Annotated in this window: 17 protein-coding genes and 1 pseudogene; 5 read left to right on the top strand and 13 right to left on the bottom strand. The window is 64.1% G+C overall.

Features of this window, described 5'->3' with window-relative positions:
* Positions 1-70 precede the first annotated feature (70 nt).
* The 7 genes and pseudogenes from G3N97_RS18750 to G3N97_RS18720 form a co-directional block, all read right to left on the bottom strand.
* Positions 71-370, bottom strand: coding sequence for a DUF493 family protein (locus G3N97_RS18750; RefSeq protein ID WP_205994574.1), 300 nt, complete (start codon positions 368-370; stop codon positions 71-73).
* Positions 367-1,437, bottom strand: a complete 1,071-nt coding sequence (locus G3N97_RS18745; protein WP_205994573.1) for a D-amino acid aminotransferase — start codon at positions 1,435-1,437, stop codon at positions 367-369. Before G3N97_RS18745 ends, G3N97_RS18750 begins: the two co-directional genes overlap by 4 nt.
* A complete protein-coding gene (locus G3N97_RS18740; RefSeq protein ID WP_205994572.1) occupies positions 1,438-2,652 on the bottom strand; it encodes a D-alanyl-D-alanine carboxypeptidase family protein in 1,215 nt (404 codons plus the stop codon). It lies immediately after the preceding gene.
* Between the two features lie 349 nt (positions 2,653-3,001).
* Complete coding sequence (locus G3N97_RS18735; protein WP_205994571.1) at positions 3,002-3,634, bottom strand: alpha/beta hydrolase; 633 nt, start codon at positions 3,632-3,634, stop codon at positions 3,002-3,004.
* A 64-nt stretch (positions 3,635-3,698) separates the two neighbouring features.
* Positions 3,699-4,028 carry a ferredoxin gene (locus G3N97_RS18730; protein ID WP_065062072.1) on the bottom strand — a complete coding sequence of 110 codons (330 nt, stop codon included), beginning with the start codon at positions 4,026-4,028 and terminating at the stop codon, positions 3,699-3,701.
* Positions 4,029-4,165: 137 nt separating this feature from the next.
* Positions 4,166-4,375, bottom strand: a pseudogene (locus G3N97_RS18725) (teicoplanin resistance protein VanZ); the annotation flags it as partial.
* A 302-nt stretch (positions 4,376-4,677) separates the two neighbouring features.
* Positions 4,678-5,289: a sigma-70 family RNA polymerase sigma factor gene (locus G3N97_RS18720; protein WP_205994570.1), complete on the bottom strand. Its 612-nt coding sequence runs from the start codon at positions 5,287-5,289 to the stop codon at positions 4,678-4,680.
* A gap of 497 nt (positions 5,290-5,786) precedes the next feature.
* Between G3N97_RS18720 and G3N97_RS18715 the strand changes: the two genes are divergently transcribed.
* Positions 5,787-6,986 carry a GGDEF domain-containing protein gene (locus G3N97_RS18715; protein ID WP_241030670.1) on the top strand — a complete coding sequence of 400 codons (1,200 nt, stop codon included), beginning with the start codon at positions 5,787-5,789 and terminating at the stop codon, positions 6,984-6,986.
* Positions 6,987-7,218: 232 nt separating this feature from the next.
* Here G3N97_RS18715 and G3N97_RS18710 read toward each other — a convergent pair whose 3' ends face one another.
* Both G3N97_RS18710 and G3N97_RS18705 read right to left on the bottom strand, forming a co-directional pair.
* Positions 7,219-7,551, bottom strand: coding sequence for an H-NS family nucleoid-associated regulatory protein (locus G3N97_RS18710; protein ID WP_205994568.1), 333 nt, complete (start codon positions 7,549-7,551; stop codon positions 7,219-7,221).
* 197 nt (positions 7,552-7,748) lie between these two features.
* Entirely contained in the window at positions 7,749-8,333 is a 585-nt protein-coding gene (locus G3N97_RS18705; protein ID WP_205994583.1) for an ATP phosphoribosyltransferase regulatory subunit, read from the bottom strand.
* A gap of 413 nt (positions 8,334-8,746) precedes the next feature.
* Between G3N97_RS18705 and G3N97_RS18700 the strand changes: the two genes are divergently transcribed.
* On the top strand, positions 8,747-9,121 hold the full coding sequence (locus G3N97_RS18700; protein ID WP_205994585.1) for a hypothetical protein: 375 nt from the start codon (positions 8,747-8,749) through the stop codon (positions 9,119-9,121).
* Positions 9,006-10,754, top strand: a complete 1,749-nt coding sequence (locus G3N97_RS18695) for a methyl-accepting chemotaxis protein (RefSeq protein WP_205994567.1) — start codon at positions 9,006-9,008, stop codon at positions 10,752-10,754. The genes G3N97_RS18700 and G3N97_RS18695 overlap by 116 nt, the downstream gene beginning before the upstream one ends.
* A 16-nt stretch (positions 10,755-10,770) precedes the next feature.
* Here the strand turns inward: G3N97_RS18695 and G3N97_RS18690 are convergent, their stop codons facing one another.
* From G3N97_RS18690 to G3N97_RS18680, 3 genes are all read right to left on the bottom strand, one after another.
* Complete coding sequence (locus G3N97_RS18690) at positions 10,771-11,583, bottom strand: phosphodiesterase (protein ID WP_205994566.1); 813 nt, start codon at positions 11,581-11,583, stop codon at positions 10,771-10,773.
* Between the two features lie 105 nt (positions 11,584-11,688).
* A complete protein-coding gene (locus G3N97_RS18685; protein WP_205994565.1) occupies positions 11,689-12,645 on the bottom strand; it encodes an intradiol ring-cleavage dioxygenase in 957 nt (318 codons plus the stop codon).
* A gap of 170 nt (positions 12,646-12,815) precedes the next feature.
* Positions 12,816-13,790 carry a helix-turn-helix domain-containing protein gene (locus tag G3N97_RS18680; protein ID WP_205994564.1) on the bottom strand — a complete coding sequence of 325 codons (975 nt, stop codon included), beginning with the start codon at positions 13,788-13,790 and terminating at the stop codon, positions 12,816-12,818.
* A 233-nt stretch (positions 13,791-14,023) separates the two neighbouring features.
* Between G3N97_RS18680 and G3N97_RS18675 the strand changes: the two genes are divergently transcribed.
* Positions 14,024-14,800 carry an SDR family oxidoreductase gene (locus tag G3N97_RS18675; RefSeq protein WP_205994563.1) on the top strand — a complete coding sequence of 259 codons (777 nt, stop codon included), beginning with the start codon at positions 14,024-14,026 and terminating at the stop codon, positions 14,798-14,800.
* 65 nt (positions 14,801-14,865) lie between these two features.
* Positions 14,866-16,404, top strand: coding sequence for an amino acid permease (locus tag G3N97_RS18670; RefSeq protein WP_205994562.1), 1,539 nt, complete (start codon positions 14,866-14,868; stop codon positions 16,402-16,404).
* Between the two features lie 48 nt (positions 16,405-16,452).
* On the opposite strand, the gene G3N97_RS18665 is transcribed toward G3N97_RS18670, so the two are convergent.
* Positions 16,453-17,073 (bottom strand): iron ABC transporter permease (locus G3N97_RS18665; protein ID WP_205994561.1); only part of this gene is annotated, 621 nt, incomplete at its 5' end.

Here is a 17,073-nt window from a genome sequence, read left to right as displayed (position 1 = left end):
CGCGTAAACGCAACAAGGGCCGCTAAAAAGCGGCCCTTGCTTCATCTCGATCCCAATCCGAATCGCGCTCTTACAGCACGATCTTCACCATCGGATGCCCGGTCAGCGCGCGATAGATATCGTCGAGATGCGGCTGGCTCGTGGCGCGCACCGTCACCGTGAGGCCGGTGTAGTTGCCGCCGCTCGACGGCCGCGTTTCGATGGTCGCGGTATCGAAATCGCCGTCGAATTCGCGCAGCACGGCGATGATCGTGTCCTGAAACTCCGGATGCGTCTTGCCCATCACCTTGATGGGGAAGTCGCACGGGAATTCGATCAGCGTGTTTTTTTCTTCGGCGCCCGCTGCGCCGTTCGTTTGCGATGCACTCATTTGTTGTCCACTTCCTGTAGCGAGGCGGCGGCTTCGGCGTGCGATTGCGCCAGCGATGCCGCCTCATAAACCTCACGCGCCGCGCGCGCCTTGGCACGCTGGTACGCCGCGTAAATCGCCGCATAGACGGGGCCCGGCTTGCCGTCGCCCACCGCCTGGCCGTCGATCGTGACGACCGCCAGCACTTCCTTCGTCGCCGAGGTCACGAGCACCTCGTCCGCGCCGCGCAGCGCGGCTTCGTCGATCTCGCGCGCCTCGAAACGCAGCCCGCATTCCTGCGCCAGTTCCTCGACGAGCCCGTAGCGGATGCCTTCGAGAATCTTGTGGCTGCGCGGCGGCGCGTACAGCGCGCCGTCCTTCGCGATCCACACATTCGACGACGATGCTTCGGTCACCCAACCGTCGCGCAGTTGAATGGTTTCGAAGACGCCGTGTTCGGCCGCATGTTGCGCCATCAGCACGTTGCCGAGCAGCGAAGTCGCCTTGATGTCGCAATGCAGCCAGCGGCGGTCTTCGGCGGTGACGCAGGCCACGCCGTTCGCGCGCGGTGCGTCGCCCGGCATGACGAGCGGATTCACCATCACGAACACCGTGGGCGGCACGCTCGCCGCCGGAAACGCGTGCGCGCGCTTCGCGACGCCGCGCGTGACCTGCACGTAGACGTTCGCGTGCGCATCGGGCGCGAGCGCGCCGGCCTGCTCGTTGGCGTCGATCACGCGCGCGATCAGCGCGCTCCAGCCGCTTTCGCTGAACGGATTGGCGATGCCGATCTTCTCCAGCGAACGCGCGAGCCGCGCGAGATGCTGCGTGAGACGGAACGGCACGCGCACGAGCGGCGCTTCGCCGACTTCGTCCGCTTCGACACCCTCGACTTCGAGCGCATACACCGGCACCACTTCGTAAATGCCGTCGCCGAAAATGAAGCCGCGATCGAGCACCGGCACGCGCGCCTCGCTGATCGGCGTGAATGCGCCGTTCAGCCAGACGACGGGCTCGCCGTCGTGAGCGTCGAGCGCTTCGTGATCGGCGGGCGCTTGCGGCGCTGAAGTCGAGGTGTGTCCGGCCATTTACTTCTTCTTGTTGAACATCAGCATGAGCGAATCCCACACGCGGCCGACGATGCCGGCTTGCGGCACCGCTTCGAGCGCGACCAGCGGGAATTGCGCGAGCACCTTGCCGTCCGCGCCGACGAACTTCGCCGTGCCGACCTGCTGGCCGTCCGCGAGCGGCGCGATCAGCGGGCTGGTGATGTCGATCTGCGGCTTGGCCTTGTCGGCGGCGCCCTTCGGCAGCGTGACGAACTGGTCCTTCTTCACGCCGACCTTCACGGCGTCCGCCGCGCCCTTGTAGACGCGCGGCGTGGCCACGGCCTGGTTCGCGCCGTAGATGCGCGTGGTGTCGTAGGCGCTATAGCCGTAGTTGAGCATCTTCAGGCTGTCCTGCACCCGGTCGTGCTCTTTCTGCTCGCCCATCATCACCGAGACCAGACGGCGGTCGCCGCCGCCCGCCATCGGACGCTTGGCCGACGCGATCAGGCAGTAGCCCGCGGCTTGCGTGTGGCCGGTCTTCAGACCGTCGACCGTCGGGTCGATCCACAGCAGGCGGTTGCGGTTCGGCTGCTTGATGTTGTTGTACTTGAATTCCTTGACCGAGAAGATGCTGTAGTACTCGGGATAGTCGCGAATCAGACGCGCCGACAGCGTGGCGAGGTCGCCGGCCGTCGTGTAGTGATTCGGGTCGGGCATGCCGTTGACGTCGGCGAAATGCGTGTGCGTCATGCCGAGCTTCTGCGCTTCGGCATTCATCATGTTCACGAAGTTCGCTTCGCTGCCGCCCACCAGTTCGGCGAGCGCGATGGCCGCGTCGTTGCCCGACTGGATAATCATGCCGTACACGAGGTCGTGCACCGAGACCGGCTTGTTCGCTTCGATGAACATGCGCGATTCGTCGGTCTTCACGCGACGCACCGCTTCGCTCGGCGTGACGATCTGCTCCATCGAAATCTTCTTCGATTGCAGCGCCTCGAACGTGAGGTACGCGGTCATCAGCTTCGTGAGCGAGGCCGGTTCGACGCGCTCGTCGGCGTTGCCCGAGGCGAGCACCTGGTTCGCCGTGGCGTCGACGAGCACCCACGAGCGCGCGTTCACCGCCGGCGGCGGCACTTGCGCGAAGGCGCTGGCGCTCGCGAGCAGCGAGGCCGGCACGAGCGCGCCGAGCGTGACTTTACGAACGATGGAGGAAGAAACGAGAGGGGACTGCTGGCCGTTGGAGAGAAAACGCATGGGTTCAGGTCGGACGGGATTGGGGTCGGGATGAACGTGGCGCGCCATGCGGCGCACGGTCGGGTGAGCCGGAATGCGGCGCCTCGCTCAACACGCCTGAAGAGGTTTCAGACGGGCGCGGCGGCCGCAAAAAGAGCGCCCATTATACGCGTCGCGTGCAGGCGTTTTTCGAAGTGGGCACACGTTTGCGCCCACCTGTCGTGCATTTTTAACGATTCACGCGCATTTTTATGCCGCGACGGGGTCATTTCTCACGATCGCCCGACGCAGCACTTACAGACGCTGCGTGCGGCCGATATGGACCCTAAAAACGCGCGCGAGAAAAAGCCGCGCCGCCGACGCGAGCGCGTCAGCGCCAGGCGTCGACGATGATGCGCTTGAGGATATGCAGCTTGCGATGCAGGAAGTGTTCCGCCCCCGGAATCACCACGATGGGCAGTTCCTGCGGCCGCGCCCATTCGTACACCGAGAGAATCGGCACGGTGTCGTCGAGTTCGCCGTGAATCACGAGCGTGTCCTCGCGCACCGGCGCGACTTCCCAGCGGCTCGCCGCCGTACCGACGAACACCATCCGCTCGATCTCGCCGCCCGCTTCCAGATAGCGCTTCGCGACGTGCGAAAGCACGAAGGTGCCGAACGAGAAACCCGCGAGCACGAGCGGCACGTCGGCCTGACCCGGCTGCGCGCGCATGTAGCGGATCAGTTCGAGCAGATCGTCCTGTTCGCCGATGCCGTTGTCGTGCGTGCCCGCCGTGCCGCCGACGCCGCGAAAGTTCGAGCGGTACGTCGTGTAGCCGAGCTGCACGAGCGTGCGCGCGAGCGTCTGCGCGACCTTGTTGTCCATCGTGCCGCCAAAGAGCGGATGCGGATGCGCGACGAGCGCGATGCCGCGCACGGGCGTGCCGGCGTCGGGCGTGTCGAGCGCGCATTCGATCTGGCCGATCGGGCCGTCGATATGGAATTTTTGCGTCTGGGCGTTCATCGGGCTGCGGTCCTTGCTGTCTTTCGTGCTGTCGTTGTCGTGTCGGCGCGCATCGCGGACCGCATCAGGGACGATCGATCAGCAGACGCTCGACCACCTGGCCGTTCTGCAGATGCGACACGACGATTTCCTCGATGTCGGTTTCGTCGACATAGGTGTACCAGGTGCCTTCCGGATACACGACGACGACCGGACCTTCCTCGCAGCGGTCGAGGCAGCCGGCCTTGTTGACGCGCACCTGCCCCGGACCCGCGAGGCCCAGTTGCTTCACGCGCTTCTTGGCGTATTCCTGCATCGCCTGCGCGTTGCAGCTCGCGCAGCTCGGACGCTCGGCGCCGGGATCGCGCTGGTTCAGGCAGAAGAACACGTGGTGTTTGTAGAAGGAATCGGTCATGGCGTGAGTACCGGGGTAGGCAGTAATGGGGGCGGCGCGCTCGCCGGATTATCTGAACAACGGTGACGATGCGCGTGTGGCGTGCCTGCTGGGGTCGCTGGAAGCGATCACTCATCGCGGCCGCCGATTGCGATCGATTATAGCGAGCGCCGCGCAAGCCACGCGCGCTCCAGCGAGAACGCGCTCCAGCCGAGCGCGGCCCACGGCCAGCTCCACGCGAGCCAGTGTGCAAGGCCGTTGAAATGCAGATAGCGGCCCTGACGCCAGTCGGCGAGCACCACGTCGAAATACGGATTCACGGGCAGCACGTTGACCAGCACGAGCGCGAGCGCCGCGACGCTCGCGCCGACGCCCACGAAGCGCCAGACGCGCAAGCTGTTCCACCACGGCTCCGCGTCTTGCGGCGGCGTGCGGCGCGGCGGCAGGAGGTCGAGATCGCGCTCGATGCGGGTCCAGACGCGCGCGGGCACGGCCAGCGGACGCAGTTCCTCGGCGAGCGGCGCGAGGCGGCGCTGCCAGCGTTCGATCGCGGCGAGCAGGACGGGATCGGTTTCGGCGGCGTGTTCGAGCGCGCGCCGCTCGTTCGCGTCGAGCACGCCGAGCGCGTATTCGGCGCCGAGCAGGTCGGGATCGTGATCGGCGGGCGTGCTCATGATTCCAGACACGATTTGAGTTGCATGAGGCTGCGCCGGATCCAGCTTTTCAGCGTGCCGAGCGGCACGCTCAGACGCTCCGCCAGTTCGCTGTAGGTCGCGCCGCTGAAAAACGCTTCGCGGACCGCGCCGCGCTGCGTGGGCTCCAGTTGCGCCATGCAGCGTTCGAGCCGCTGGCGTTCCTCGCTGGCTTCGGCGCGGGCGGCGGGCGTGGGGTCGTCGTCGGCGATGGCATGCGCGACGGCGTCGTCGAGCGGACTTTCGTGATGCTGGCGCAGGCGGTCGATCGCGCGGTTGCGCGCGAGCGTCACGAGCCACGTCATCGCGCCGCCGCGCGCGGCGTCGAACGTATCGGCGCGACGCCATGCGGTCGTGAACACTTCCTGGAGCAGATCTTCGGCTTCGGCGCGGTCGTGAACCATGCGCACGAGCACGGCGAAGACATGGCCGGATGCGAGCCGGTAAAGCTCGGCGAAGGCGCGCTGCTCGCCGCGCGCCGTGGCGTCGAGCAACTGGTTCAGACGCGCGCGCCGCGCCGCGTCGGACGCCTCGGCGCGTGCGGATGGCGAGGTTGCGCTGTCGTCGAGGCCGCCGGACGGATCACTCATGCAAGGAGGGCGCGCTGGCGCACCCGCTGGAGGACATTGGCCCGAATATAGCATCGACGGCCCGAGGCGCGGCGGCGGGCGGTACGCGTCCAGGTACGCGTCGTGGTTCGGATAGCGGGCGAGGCGAAAGTCGGCGGGCGTCATGAGCGTGAAGCCAGGAGTTTCACGATATACGGACGCGCTCGCGCGGCGGACGCGCATTGCCTCTTATCCGCGCGCATTCTATTGGCGCATTCGCGTGCTCGAATTGAAGCGCCTGGCTTCGATCGTCATTTTTTCAGACGTGACGTGCGATACGATAGGTATCCCGTCAGGCATTCCGCATCAGGCATCCCCAACCTGAGCGCCACACGCCGCCGCACGGGTTTTAAACAGCTTTTAAACAGTTTTCGATTGCCTTTCGCGATCTGGAATAACACGTGGTTTTCCCTGATCGATTTTTCCTCTGATTTTTATCGCCGCCTGTATTCGTTCTCATGCCCAGCGCTTTCGCTCTTTTGGCGATCCTGATCGTTTCGTGTCTGATGAGCGTGGCCGTGCTGGGTTCGCTCGTGCGCACGTCGGTGCCGGGCGTGGGCCGCTGGTGCGTCGGCTATGCGCTGCTCGGCGTGGCGGCGACGTGGATTCTGATCGGCGGAATGCAGGCAGGCGCGATCATGATCGTCGGCGTGAGTTCGCTGACGCTGGGCGCGGTGCTGCTGCTCGTGCAGGGCACGCGGCAATTCTTCGACATGCCGCCCGTACGTCGCGACGAATGCGCGGCGCTCGTCGTCGCCCTGGCCGCGCTGATCTACTTCACATGCGTTGCGCCCAGTGCGACCGCGCGCGGCGTGATCATCTCGCTGGGTTTCGTGTATGGGCGCTTCGTGGTGGGCTACCTCGCGTTGCGTCACGCCTCGCGTGACGGCGCGAGCTACGCCTGCCGATTGATCGCGGTGGCCGCCTGGCTGGGCGCGCTCGTTTATCTCGCGCGTATCGTCGCGATCGTGCTGGGTCTCGCGCCGACATTGTCGTTTTTGCAACCGTCGCCATGGAATATCGCGCTGCTCGGGCTCGCGATCGTCTCGCTGCCGTGCATGTCGACGGGCATGGTGATGCTCGCGCACGAACGCATTCTGCGCAGAATGGAAAAGCTCGCCACCATCGACGAATTGACGGGTGCGCTCACGCGCCGCGCATTCATGGAGCGGGCGCAGGCGTTGCTCGCGCACCGGCGCGCGCGCGGCGGCACGATGGCGATCGCCATTCTCGACATCGACAAGTTCAAGACGGTCAATGACAGCTTCGGCCATGCAATGGGCGACCGGTTGCTCGCGCATATTTCGCGGATCGTCGCCGCGCAGATCCGGCCGTGCGATCTGTTCGGGCGGCTGGGCGGCGAGGAGTTCGGGGTCGCGTTCGTCGATGTCACGGGACGCGACGCGGAGGCGTCGACCAATGCGTTGCGCGTGGCCGTCGAGCGCTCGTCCGCGGACGGCGTGACCTGCACGCTCAGCGCGGGCGTGGACAGCATCGGCGCGACCGAAAGCCTGGAGAGCGCCATCGCACGCGTGGACGCCGCGCTATATGTTGCGAAAGCGGCGGGGCGTAATCGCGTGACGTTGGCCGCGGGCGATCGCGAAGGCAATCAGAATGGCAATCACAGCGGTAATCACGAACGCGCTCGCGAAAGCGGTTATCTGGCCGAATTGCGTTGAAAGGCTGCCGTTATTCCCAATGATTCATGGTCGGCGAATCATGGCGAATGAAGCCACGATCAATATACGAAAAATACCAAAGCGATCGGCGAAAACCCGCCTGGGGAATAACCCGAAGGCGATGACCCAAAGACGAATGGACAACTGCAAATGACAGGGGCGCGCAACATCCCGGCGCGGCGCGATTCAGCGCCCACGCGGCTCGCTTGCTGACTTGCGGTGAATGGGTGATTTACAGGCGTTCGGCGCTGACCGTCGCCAGGCGGCTGCCGGCGAAGGGATCATTGGCCCAGTCGACACGCGCGCGCGGCGCTTCGGCGCGCTCTTCCGGTTTGCGAATGGCGAAGTGCTCCAGCGCCTGACCGGCGCTAGTCACTTGTACGAGCCATTGCGGCATTTCACCCTGACCGTCCCAGGTGTCGCCCGCAGCGTTTTGATAACGCGCGGCGCGAATTCGAAGCTGATCGGCAGCGATCGAGGCCGCGATGTCGTCCGGCTCGATGCCGAACTCTTCCATTCTGCGGCGAAGGTAAGCAACGATGCTTTCCCGTTTACGTTCATCCACGTTTAAAAACTCCTTCATGCGAGGGACTGTGCTGCACTTTGCAGGTCGCAAATCGCATGCCGCAACGATAGCACGGCTGCGCGCCCGGGGTACGGGATGCACGCAGCATTTTTCAATCAGAGAGGGCTGGTGCGAGCAGGCGAGCGCGTCGATTTACCGACTTGCGCTAACTCGCCAACTCGCGCCAATAGTTTACTTTAAGACGATTGATCATCCGGCGCGTTTAACTCGCGCAAAGACGATGACGACATGGCGAGCACCAGGCGTTCGAGACCGATGCCGAAACCCGCACCTTCCCGATACGCACCGCCACCCGCGATCTGCTGCTGGGCGCCGAGCGCCGCACAGCGCATTTCAAAACCCTGGCCGCCGAGGTAATAGCTCAAGCCCCGGCGCGCGGCGCGGTCGAGATCATATCGGACACCCAATGAATCCAGAAACCCCGTCGCGACATCGACGCTGAATGCCGCCGCGCGTTCAGGTTCCGCGCATAGATATTCAAAGCCGAGTTGCGTGAATTCGCGGTATCGACCGGCTTGCGGCCGCTCGTACCTGTAACACCGTGCAATATAAAAGAGCATCCGTTCGCGCGCGCCGCCGAGCAGATTGGCCGCCTGCTCCTGAAAGAGCGCGGTGGCTTCCGGAATCAGACAGCATGGCCGACCGGATTTATCGGCGAACGTCCACATCTGCTGGAGGATTTCGCTGCCGCCGGCTTTCTCGACGAAGGTGTCTTGCGACCACAACGCCGGGACGATCGCTTCTTCAGCGCCACGATCAATGAAGGTAGCTCCGGAAGCGGTTTTCGAGCGAGCGCATGACGGCGGCCGACTGGCCGGTGACGAAACGGGTTCCGCGAAGCATAGTCATGTTTTTCTCCGTAGGCAATAAAAAAGGCGCCATCTGGCGCCTGGTTCCTGTTGTCCGAAGCCGGCGGCTTCAGCGCGATGGACGTAACGAACCCCGGCGCAAGGTGTTGCGACCGTGATGATGATGAAGCCGGGCGAGTTCGTGACGGAGTTCCATGCTCCGATAATGACACAGCGAATTGCGTCTGTGAATGGTGGCGTTCGTATCGCCTTCTTTATTACCGGTTATTGCCGGTGCAATCCGGTCCTGGGTTTTAGTCGCGCTCCCCATCGATTAATTCGGAAATATTTTCCGATTGATTTGTGGGGGTATTAAAGATGCGTACGTGTTGCACATTTTATTAGAGCCGAAATTCTATACGGTAAATATGCCTCATAGAAAAATTCAATATTCCGCTAACGTTTGCGCGTTGATTTCACGACGGTTTTTTCTTCTGTTTATTCACGCAGGCTCAGTAAAATCTCATGCTCTGCGCATACGTCTGCCGGGGGCGCAGACGCATATCGTTCCGTTGCGTGAATTGGGCATCGTAAAAGCGACCGTCCGCGTTATTTGCCCCTTCATAGAAATGGAAAACAGAAAATATGAATGTGAATCAATTGTCGGTGAAGGCAAAGCTTACGGGCGCGTTCGGGATTTTGGCCTTTATCGTGTTGATCGTGTCCGCGTTGTCGTTACACGAATTGAACGCCGCGAATAACCGTTTCGCAGGCTACGTCAGCGGCATCGACGCGCGCGCCAAGGCGGCGGTCGCGGTCCGCACGGCAGTCGACGATCGCGCCATGGCCGTGCGCAATCTGGTGCTGGTCACCACGCCTGAGGACGTCGCGCTCGAAAAAGCCGCGGTCGAGGACGCCGAACATCGCGTCGAGACCAATCTCGACACCTTCAACGCGCTGGTCGCGAGCGCGTCCGACATGAGCGAACAAGGCCACCGCCTGGCCGCCGAACTGCCGCGCATCGAAGCGCTGTACCGCCCGGTCGCGCTCGATATCGACCGGCTGGCGCTGAACAATCAACGCGACGCCGCCATCGCCGAAATCGACACGAAATGCCGGCCTTTGCTCGCGGCGCTGATCAAGGCGTCGAACGATTTCGCCGATTTCACCCAGGAGCGCGCGACGCAACAGGTCCAGGAATCGGCGGAGCAATTCGCGCGGCAACGCATGCTGCTGATCGCGATTTGCCTCGCCGCCGTCGCGCTGGCGGTGCTCGCGGGCGTGTTCATCACGCGTGGGCTGTTGCGCGCGCTGGGCGCCGAACCGGCCGAACTCGGCGAAGTCACGCAACGGGTGGCGTCGGGCGATCTGCGTCCGGTGCCGGGTGCGCAGGGTGCGCCCGCGGGCAGCGTGCTCGCCTCGATGGGCGAGATGCAGGCGAGTCTCGTGAGCCTGATCGGGCAGGTGCGCACGTCGGCGAACAGCATCGGCACCGGGGCGAGCCAGATTGCTTCGGGCAATACGGAACTGTCGTCGCGCACGGAACAGCAGGCGGCGTCGCTGCAGGAAACGGCCGCGAGCATGGAGGAGCTGACCTCGACCGTGAAGCAGAACGCCGATAACGCCCAGCAGGCGAGCGCGCTCTCGCACAACGCGTCGGAGGTGGCGGGGCGCGGCAATCAGGTGGTCGGCCAGGTGGTCGAGACGATGGGCGAGATCAGCACGAGCTCCACGCGGATCGCCGACATCACCGGCATCATCGAAGGGATTGCGTTCCAGACCAACATTCTCGCGCTGAATGCGGCGGTGGAAGCGGCCCGCGCGGGCGAGCAGGGGCGTGGTTTCGCGGTCGTCGCGAGCGAAGTGCGCAGCCTCGCGCAACGCTCGTCGAGCGCGGCGAAAGAGATCAAGGAACTGATCAACGCGTCGGTGCAGAAGATTCAGGACGGCTCGTCGCTGGCGGACGAAGCGGGTCGGACGATGGCGGAAGTCACCCAGGCCGTCGCGCGCGTGACCGACATCATGGGCGAAATCGCGGCCGCGTCGACCGAGCAGAGCCGCGGGATCGAGCAGGTCAATCAGGCGATCACGCAGATGGACGAGGTCACGCAACAGAACGCGGCGCTGGTGGAGGAAGCGGCAGCCGCGTCGAAATCGCTCGAGGATCAGGGCGTGAAGCTGAATCAGGCGATTGCGTTTTTCCATCTGGAAGCTGAGGCGGGGTTTCAGGCGGTGAATGTGACGGCCGCGCCGGTTCGTGCTGCGGGCGTTGCGCCGCGCAAGGTGAGCGCGCCCGCGCCCGTCGTTCGCAAGAGCGCTGCGCCCGCGAAGCCGGCGACCGCTGCGGCTCCCGCTCCCGCGCTGATCGATAACGACGGCTGGGACACGTTCTGAGCAGGCCGCGCGACGCTCACGCGAACGGCAGCGGTCCGTCGAACTGGCCGATATAGCAAAGATGCGAGACCGCGCAGTTGTCACCGTCGCGATCGTCGTTGCTCCAGCGATGCAGCATGAAAGCGGGCGGCTCCATGAATGACGCGGGGTCGGCGTCGGGACGGAGCCGCAGCGCGATTTGCGTGGTCGTGCTCGGGCAGGTCAACACGGGCACGTTGCCAAGACGCGTGTGCATCGAACGATGCACGTGCCCGGAAACGATGCGATCGACGTTGGCGTGACGCGCGACGAGATCGCGCAGCGGCTTCACATTCGTCATGCCGTACAGGTCGAGATAGGGAATGCCGGTCGCGAACGGCGGATGATGCAGCGCGATCATGACGCGTCGCTGCGCATGCTCGATGAGTTCGCGTTCGAGCCAGTCGAGCGCTGCCGGACTCAATTCGCCGTGGTGAAAACCGGGAACGGTCGAATCGAGCGCGAGCAGACGAATCGCGCCCACGTCGATACCGAAATGCAGTTCGCCTGCGCGCGGCAGCCACGGTTGATCGGCGAACGCCTCGCGCAGAAACCGGCGATCATCGTGATTGCCCGGCATGACCGCATACGGAAGACGCAAGGGCGCGAGCAATTCGCGCAGCATGGCGTATTCCTCGGGCTGGCCTTCGTCGGTCAGATCGCCGCTGATGAAGACGAAATCGGGCGCGGGATCGAGTCGGTTGAGCGCATCGACGGCGCGCGCGAACATCGCGTTCGAATCGACGAGATCCTGATAACGCCGGCCACGCGGCCGCACATGAATATCCGAAATCTGGGCAATGACGCTCACGCATTCCTCCCGCCATATCGGCAACGAGAGGAGATTAAGCGGCCAAAAAAACGGTGAGTTTGATTGGCCGCTTTTCCGCGAGCGATTGGGAGGATGCGAGCCGCGTTAGCGCGGCGGCGGACCGAAGTTCGGTCCGGTGTTTGGACCGAAGTTTGCATCGAAGCGCGGTTCGACCGGCTGCGGCGTGGCGTCGGGATCGACCACCGCTTCCACGCGGGCGCGCAGATGCTTGACGCGGCCATCCACGGTGAACGGATTCACGCTGGCGATCATGCTCGAACCGTGCTGGTCGGTGAACACCGGGTCCTCGCGCGACGTCGTGCGCCGGATCGTGTGCGCGCGATACGGCTCGGTCTGCATCAGTTGCACCATCAACGCTTCGGGCAGAAAGAGCTGGCCGACGTGCGAGACGTGCGTGCCTTTCGCGTGCTGCGCGTCCGGCGTGCGGACCTTGAAGTGGATGTGATTCGTGCGCCCGGGATACACGCCCGGCACGATCGTTTCGAACCGCACCGTGCCGCTGCTGTCGGTGTGTTGCATGCCGCGCAGGAAGGTCAGGTGATCGGTGGGCGGCGGTGGGGGCGGCGGGCCGGGAGGATGGCCGGAAAGACCGGGCTGACCCGCTTGACCCGGCGGCGGCCCCGGCGGTTGACCGCGGAAGCCGCCTGGCGGCGCGCCGAACGGCATCCCCGCAGGCGGACGGCCGGGCGCGCCTGAAGCGAAATCGGGCGGCGGCGGCATGGCCACCGATTTCGTGTAGCCGGAATAGATGCCCATCGCGTCGCACTGCCAGATGTCGACGGCCGCGCCCACGAGCGGCGCGCAATTGCGCTTGTCGGTCAGCACGATTTCGAGCGTCAACGGCACGCCGGGCTTGCCTTCGCGGATGTCGCTGCGCATCAGCGCGCCGTCGATCCAGTAAGGACCGACTTCCTGTTCGGGCGTGAGCTGGCAGGGCGCGGTGTTGGCGAGGGCGAGGGAATTCGCGTCGAAGACCGAAGCGGTGGTGCCCACGGCGATGGTCAGTTTGATGAATTCCCGTCGTGACAGGCGTGAGGTCATTGTCGTGCTGCAAGGTGCGGAATCTCCGCACTCTACCGGAGCGCATCCGCCCGGCGATTACACGCGACATTACGTTTTATTGCTGATTCTTTCCGCCTGGAAAGGTTGGGGTGCGATCCGTATTGGTTGCGTGCGCATCGAATTCGCGCGCCGCCAGATCGGCATGAGCTTCAGGCTCGATTCCTGCGCCACGTCTCGCTCGGCAACTCGCCGAACTGCTCGCGATATTCGCTGGCGAAATTGCCGAAATGCCAGAAGCCCCAGCGCGTGGCGACTTCGGTCACCGTGGCCGCATGCACGAGTTCCTTGCGCACGCGCGCAAGACGCACGGCGCGCATATACGCGAGCGGACTGATGCCGGTCGTCTCTTCGAACGCATATTGCAGCGTGCGTCGACTCGCGTGCATGCGCGCGCACAGCTCGGCGACGGAGAGCGGGCAATCGGGCGATCCTTCGACGATATCGCGCACGCTGCGCACCAGTTGCCAGTTTCGCGCGATGCGCGCTTCGCCGCGTTCGTGCTGCGCGATATCGGGGAAATCATGCAGCGTTTCGCTCAGACCGAAAATAATGGCTTTTTCCAGCGCGCTCACGCTCTCGCGGTCGTTGAGCAAACGCGGCGCGCGGACCACGTCGTCGAGCAGCACGCTCAACACGTCGCGGAATTGCTGGAGCCGCGCGGGCGCGATATTCACCACGCCCGCCTTCGCGCCGATGCGCGCGATGATCGATTCGAGCTGCGCACGCGTGGCGAAATCCGCCACGGCGGCGGGCTCCATTTCGAGGTTGACGAACACATGGCGGTCCGGCGAGAGAAACTCGAAGCCGTCGCGGCCGGAAAACACATGCAGCGCGTCGAGGTGACTCGTTTGCCCCGAAAGCAGCGCATGCCCTTCGAGCTGAAACGGAATGCCCAGCGCGAATTTATGGCCGACCACGTCGCCCCGCTGATAAACCGTGCGGTTCAGCCGCTCGACCAGCACTTTCACGCCGCTCGCCATGAACGACGTCACCGAACCGTTGAACGTGCCGCGCGAAAGCTGGCAATAGCTCTGGTTCCATGCGTCGAGCAGCGCCGCCTGTTCGTCGACGCTGTGACAGTTCCGAAACTGGATGGCCTCGTTCGGCGAGTAGCCCGCTTCCATGGAGTCTCCCGGGACGGCCTCGGCTGGCGCCGCAAAATGGCGATCGACCGGTGCAACGCGCGGACGCCGCTGCGCACGATCCGCGCCCGCCGCTCGTGCATCGCAGCAATGCCTTTCCGATCTTCGCGATTCCTGATTTTTACGGCAATTTTATTTTTTTGCCAAATTTGGATAGTGGCCGATTTTCGGTGCACCTAACTTGTGCGTACCGTGAATGCGTACAGGAGCCGGGAATGACGGAAAGGGCAGGAAAGCTGGCGGGCAAGGTGGCCATCGTATCGGGCGGGGCGACGGGCGCGGGCGGCGCGGCGTCGCTGCTGTTTCACCGCGAAGGCGCGCAGGTGGCCGTGGTGGACGTCAATCGCGGCGCGGGCGAGGAAATCGTCGCGCGCATCCGCGCCGAAGGCGGCGTGGCGGAACTGTTCGTGGCGGACGTTTCGCAGCGCGCCGCCGTGGACGCCGCCGTGGCGGGCGTGATCGAGCGCTTCGGCCGTATCGACACGCTGTTCAACCACGCGGGCAGCATCGTCGTGAAGCCGTTTCTCGACACCAGCGACGACGACTACGACTGGCTCATGAACGTCAACGTGAAAAGCATGTTCATGATGACGCGCGCGGTGCTGCCTCACATGCTCGAAGCGGGCAAGGGCTCGATCGTCTGCACGGCGTCGATCTCGTCGGTCGCGGCCACGCCGCTCGAAGTGCTCTATTGCACGACCAAGGGTGCGTGCGCGATGTTCGCGCGCGCGATTGCGGTCGAGTATCGCGATCGCGGTATCCGCTGCAACGCGGTGTGCCCGGGCTTTATCAACACGCCCCACGGGCAGCGCGAAATCAGCGCGCTCGCGCAATATGGTTTCGATGCGAGCGAAGCGGCGCTTTCGCTTCAGCAGGGACGCCTGTGCAAACCCGAGGAAGTGGCGCAGGCCGCGCTGTTCCTCGCCAGCGACGACGCGAGTTTCATCAACGGCGCGCATCTGTTTGTCGATAACTGTTTTACGGCTGCTTGATACGGAATGCTGATTAAATCATCACCAGTTCGACGTTTCCACCCTCTCGCTTGAAGGATCGTCATATGGACGCGAATGCAATCGAACCGGCGGCCGAATCCGCCGATCATGATGTCTCGCTGTTGCACAAGATGGGTTACGCGCAGGAACTCTCGCGCCGCATGGGCGCGTTTTCCAACTTCGCGGTGTCGTTTTCGCTGATCTGCATTTTGTCCGGCGGCATTACGTCGTTTCAGATGGGATTTTCGGCCGCCGGCGGCGCGTCGATCGGGCTCGGCTGGCCGCTCGGTTCGCTGTTCGCGCTGGTCGTGGCGGCGGCGATGGCGCAGATCGCCTCGTCGTATCCGACGGCGGGCGGTCTCTATCACTGGGGCTCGATTCTCGGCGGCAAGACCTGGGGCTGGCTCACCGCCTGGCTGAATCTGCTCGGTCTGGTATTCGTGGTCGCCGCGATCAATTACGGCACCTACGATCCGTTCTTTCGCACCTTGATTGCGCCGATGTTCGGCGTCAATCCCGATTCGCTCGGCTGGTGGGATCAAACGGTTTTTCTCACGCTGATTACGGCTTCGCAGGCGTTTCTGAATCATCGCGGCATTCGTATCACGAGCAAGATTACCGATTTGTCCGGCTACCTGATTTTCGTCGTGACGGTGGTGCTCGTGGTGTCGCTGCTGGCGTATTCGCCGGTCAAGATCGATCTCTCGCGGCTCTATACGTTCACGAATTTCACCGGCACCGACGGCAGCGCCTGGCCGAAGCAGACGATCGCGATGGCGTTTCTCTCGGGCCTGCTGCTGACCGCCTATACGATCACGGGCTTCGACGCGTCCGCGCATACGTCCGAAGAAACGCATCAGGCCGCGCGCAACGTGCCGCGCGGTATCGTCGGTTCGGTGTTCTGGTCGACGACGTTCGGCTACGTGATGGTGTGCGCATTCGTGCTCGTGATGCCGAGTCTCGGCGCGGCGGTCAAACAGGGCACGGGCTTTTTTCAGGCGATCCTCGCGCCCATTCCCACGCCGCTGCGCATCAGCATCGAATTGCTGATGTTCTTTATCAACTACGCGTGCGGGCTGGCGGCGGTCACGTCGACGTCGCGTATGATGTTCGCGTTTGCGCGTGACGGCGGATTGCCGGGTTCGAAATGGCTGCGCAAGGTTAATCCTGCGCATCGCACGCCGGGCGCGGCGATCTGGACGTCGGCGGTGCTCGCGATTGCCGCGACGCTCTATGGCGATGCCTTCACGGTGCTCAGCGCGGGCAGCGCGGTGTTTCTGTTCGTTTCGTATGCGATGCCGATTGCCGCCGGCATTTTCGCCGAAGGTCGCACGTGGACCGAGAAAGGACCGTTTCAACTGGGCAAATTCTCGAAGCCGTTTGCGATTGCGGCGGTGGGCGGCGCGCTGATTCTCGCTTATGTCGGCATTCAACCGCCGAACGAGAAAGTGCTGTATCTGATCGTCAGCCTGTTGCTCGTGCTGCTCGCGATCTGGTATGTGGGCGGCGTGCGTCACCGCTTTTCCGGTCCGCCGATTGCGAAAGCGTCGAGCGAGCGCGAACGCGAATTGAGTCTCGCGGAACACGAAATCGGCGCTAAATAAATCGTGAATGACGCTGCATCGCCGAGGTCGTGTGAATGGCGATGCAGCTTATTTTCCGCGCCCGATCAGCAGCACGAAAAACGCGCCGCCGAATAATCCCGTCACCACGCCGACCGGCAGATCGTCGGGTGCGATCAGCGTGCGCGCGGTCACGTCGGCCCAGACCAGCAGCAACGCGCCGACGAGCGCCGAAGCGGGCAGCACGCGCGCATGATCGGCGCCGACCAGCCGCCGCGCGATATGCGGCGCCACCAGTCCCACGAAGCCAATCGCGCCGCTCACGGCCACCATGCCTGCCGTCAGCAACGAACACACGACGAATAACTCACGGCGCACACGCGCCACATTGAGGCCGAGCGTGGCGGCCACCACGTCGCCGCTCATTAACGCGTTGAGTTCGCGGCGGCGCGCGATCAGCAGAAGCAGGCCGCCGGCGACGAACGCGGCGGGCGTCGCGAGCAGACTCCAGCGCGCGAGGCCGAGGCCGCCGAGCATCCAGAACAGCACCGACGCGGACGCGCGCTGATCGCCCATATAGAGCAGCAGATTCGCGAGCGCCATCAGCACGAACGAAATGGCGACGCCCGCGAGCAGGAGACGCTGCGCATCGAGCCGCGCGCCGCGCGTGCCGCAGCCGATCACAAGCGCCGTGGCCGCGAGCGCGCCGAC

The sequence above is a fragment of the Paraburkholderia sp. Ac-20347 genome, assembly GCF_017104805.1.
In the GTDB taxonomy this organism is placed as follows: domain Bacteria; phylum Pseudomonadota; class Gammaproteobacteria; order Burkholderiales; family Burkholderiaceae; genus Paraburkholderia; species Paraburkholderia tropica.
Note: the sequence above shows the minus strand (reverse complement) of the source record. Positions and strands in the feature narration are given on the sequence as shown.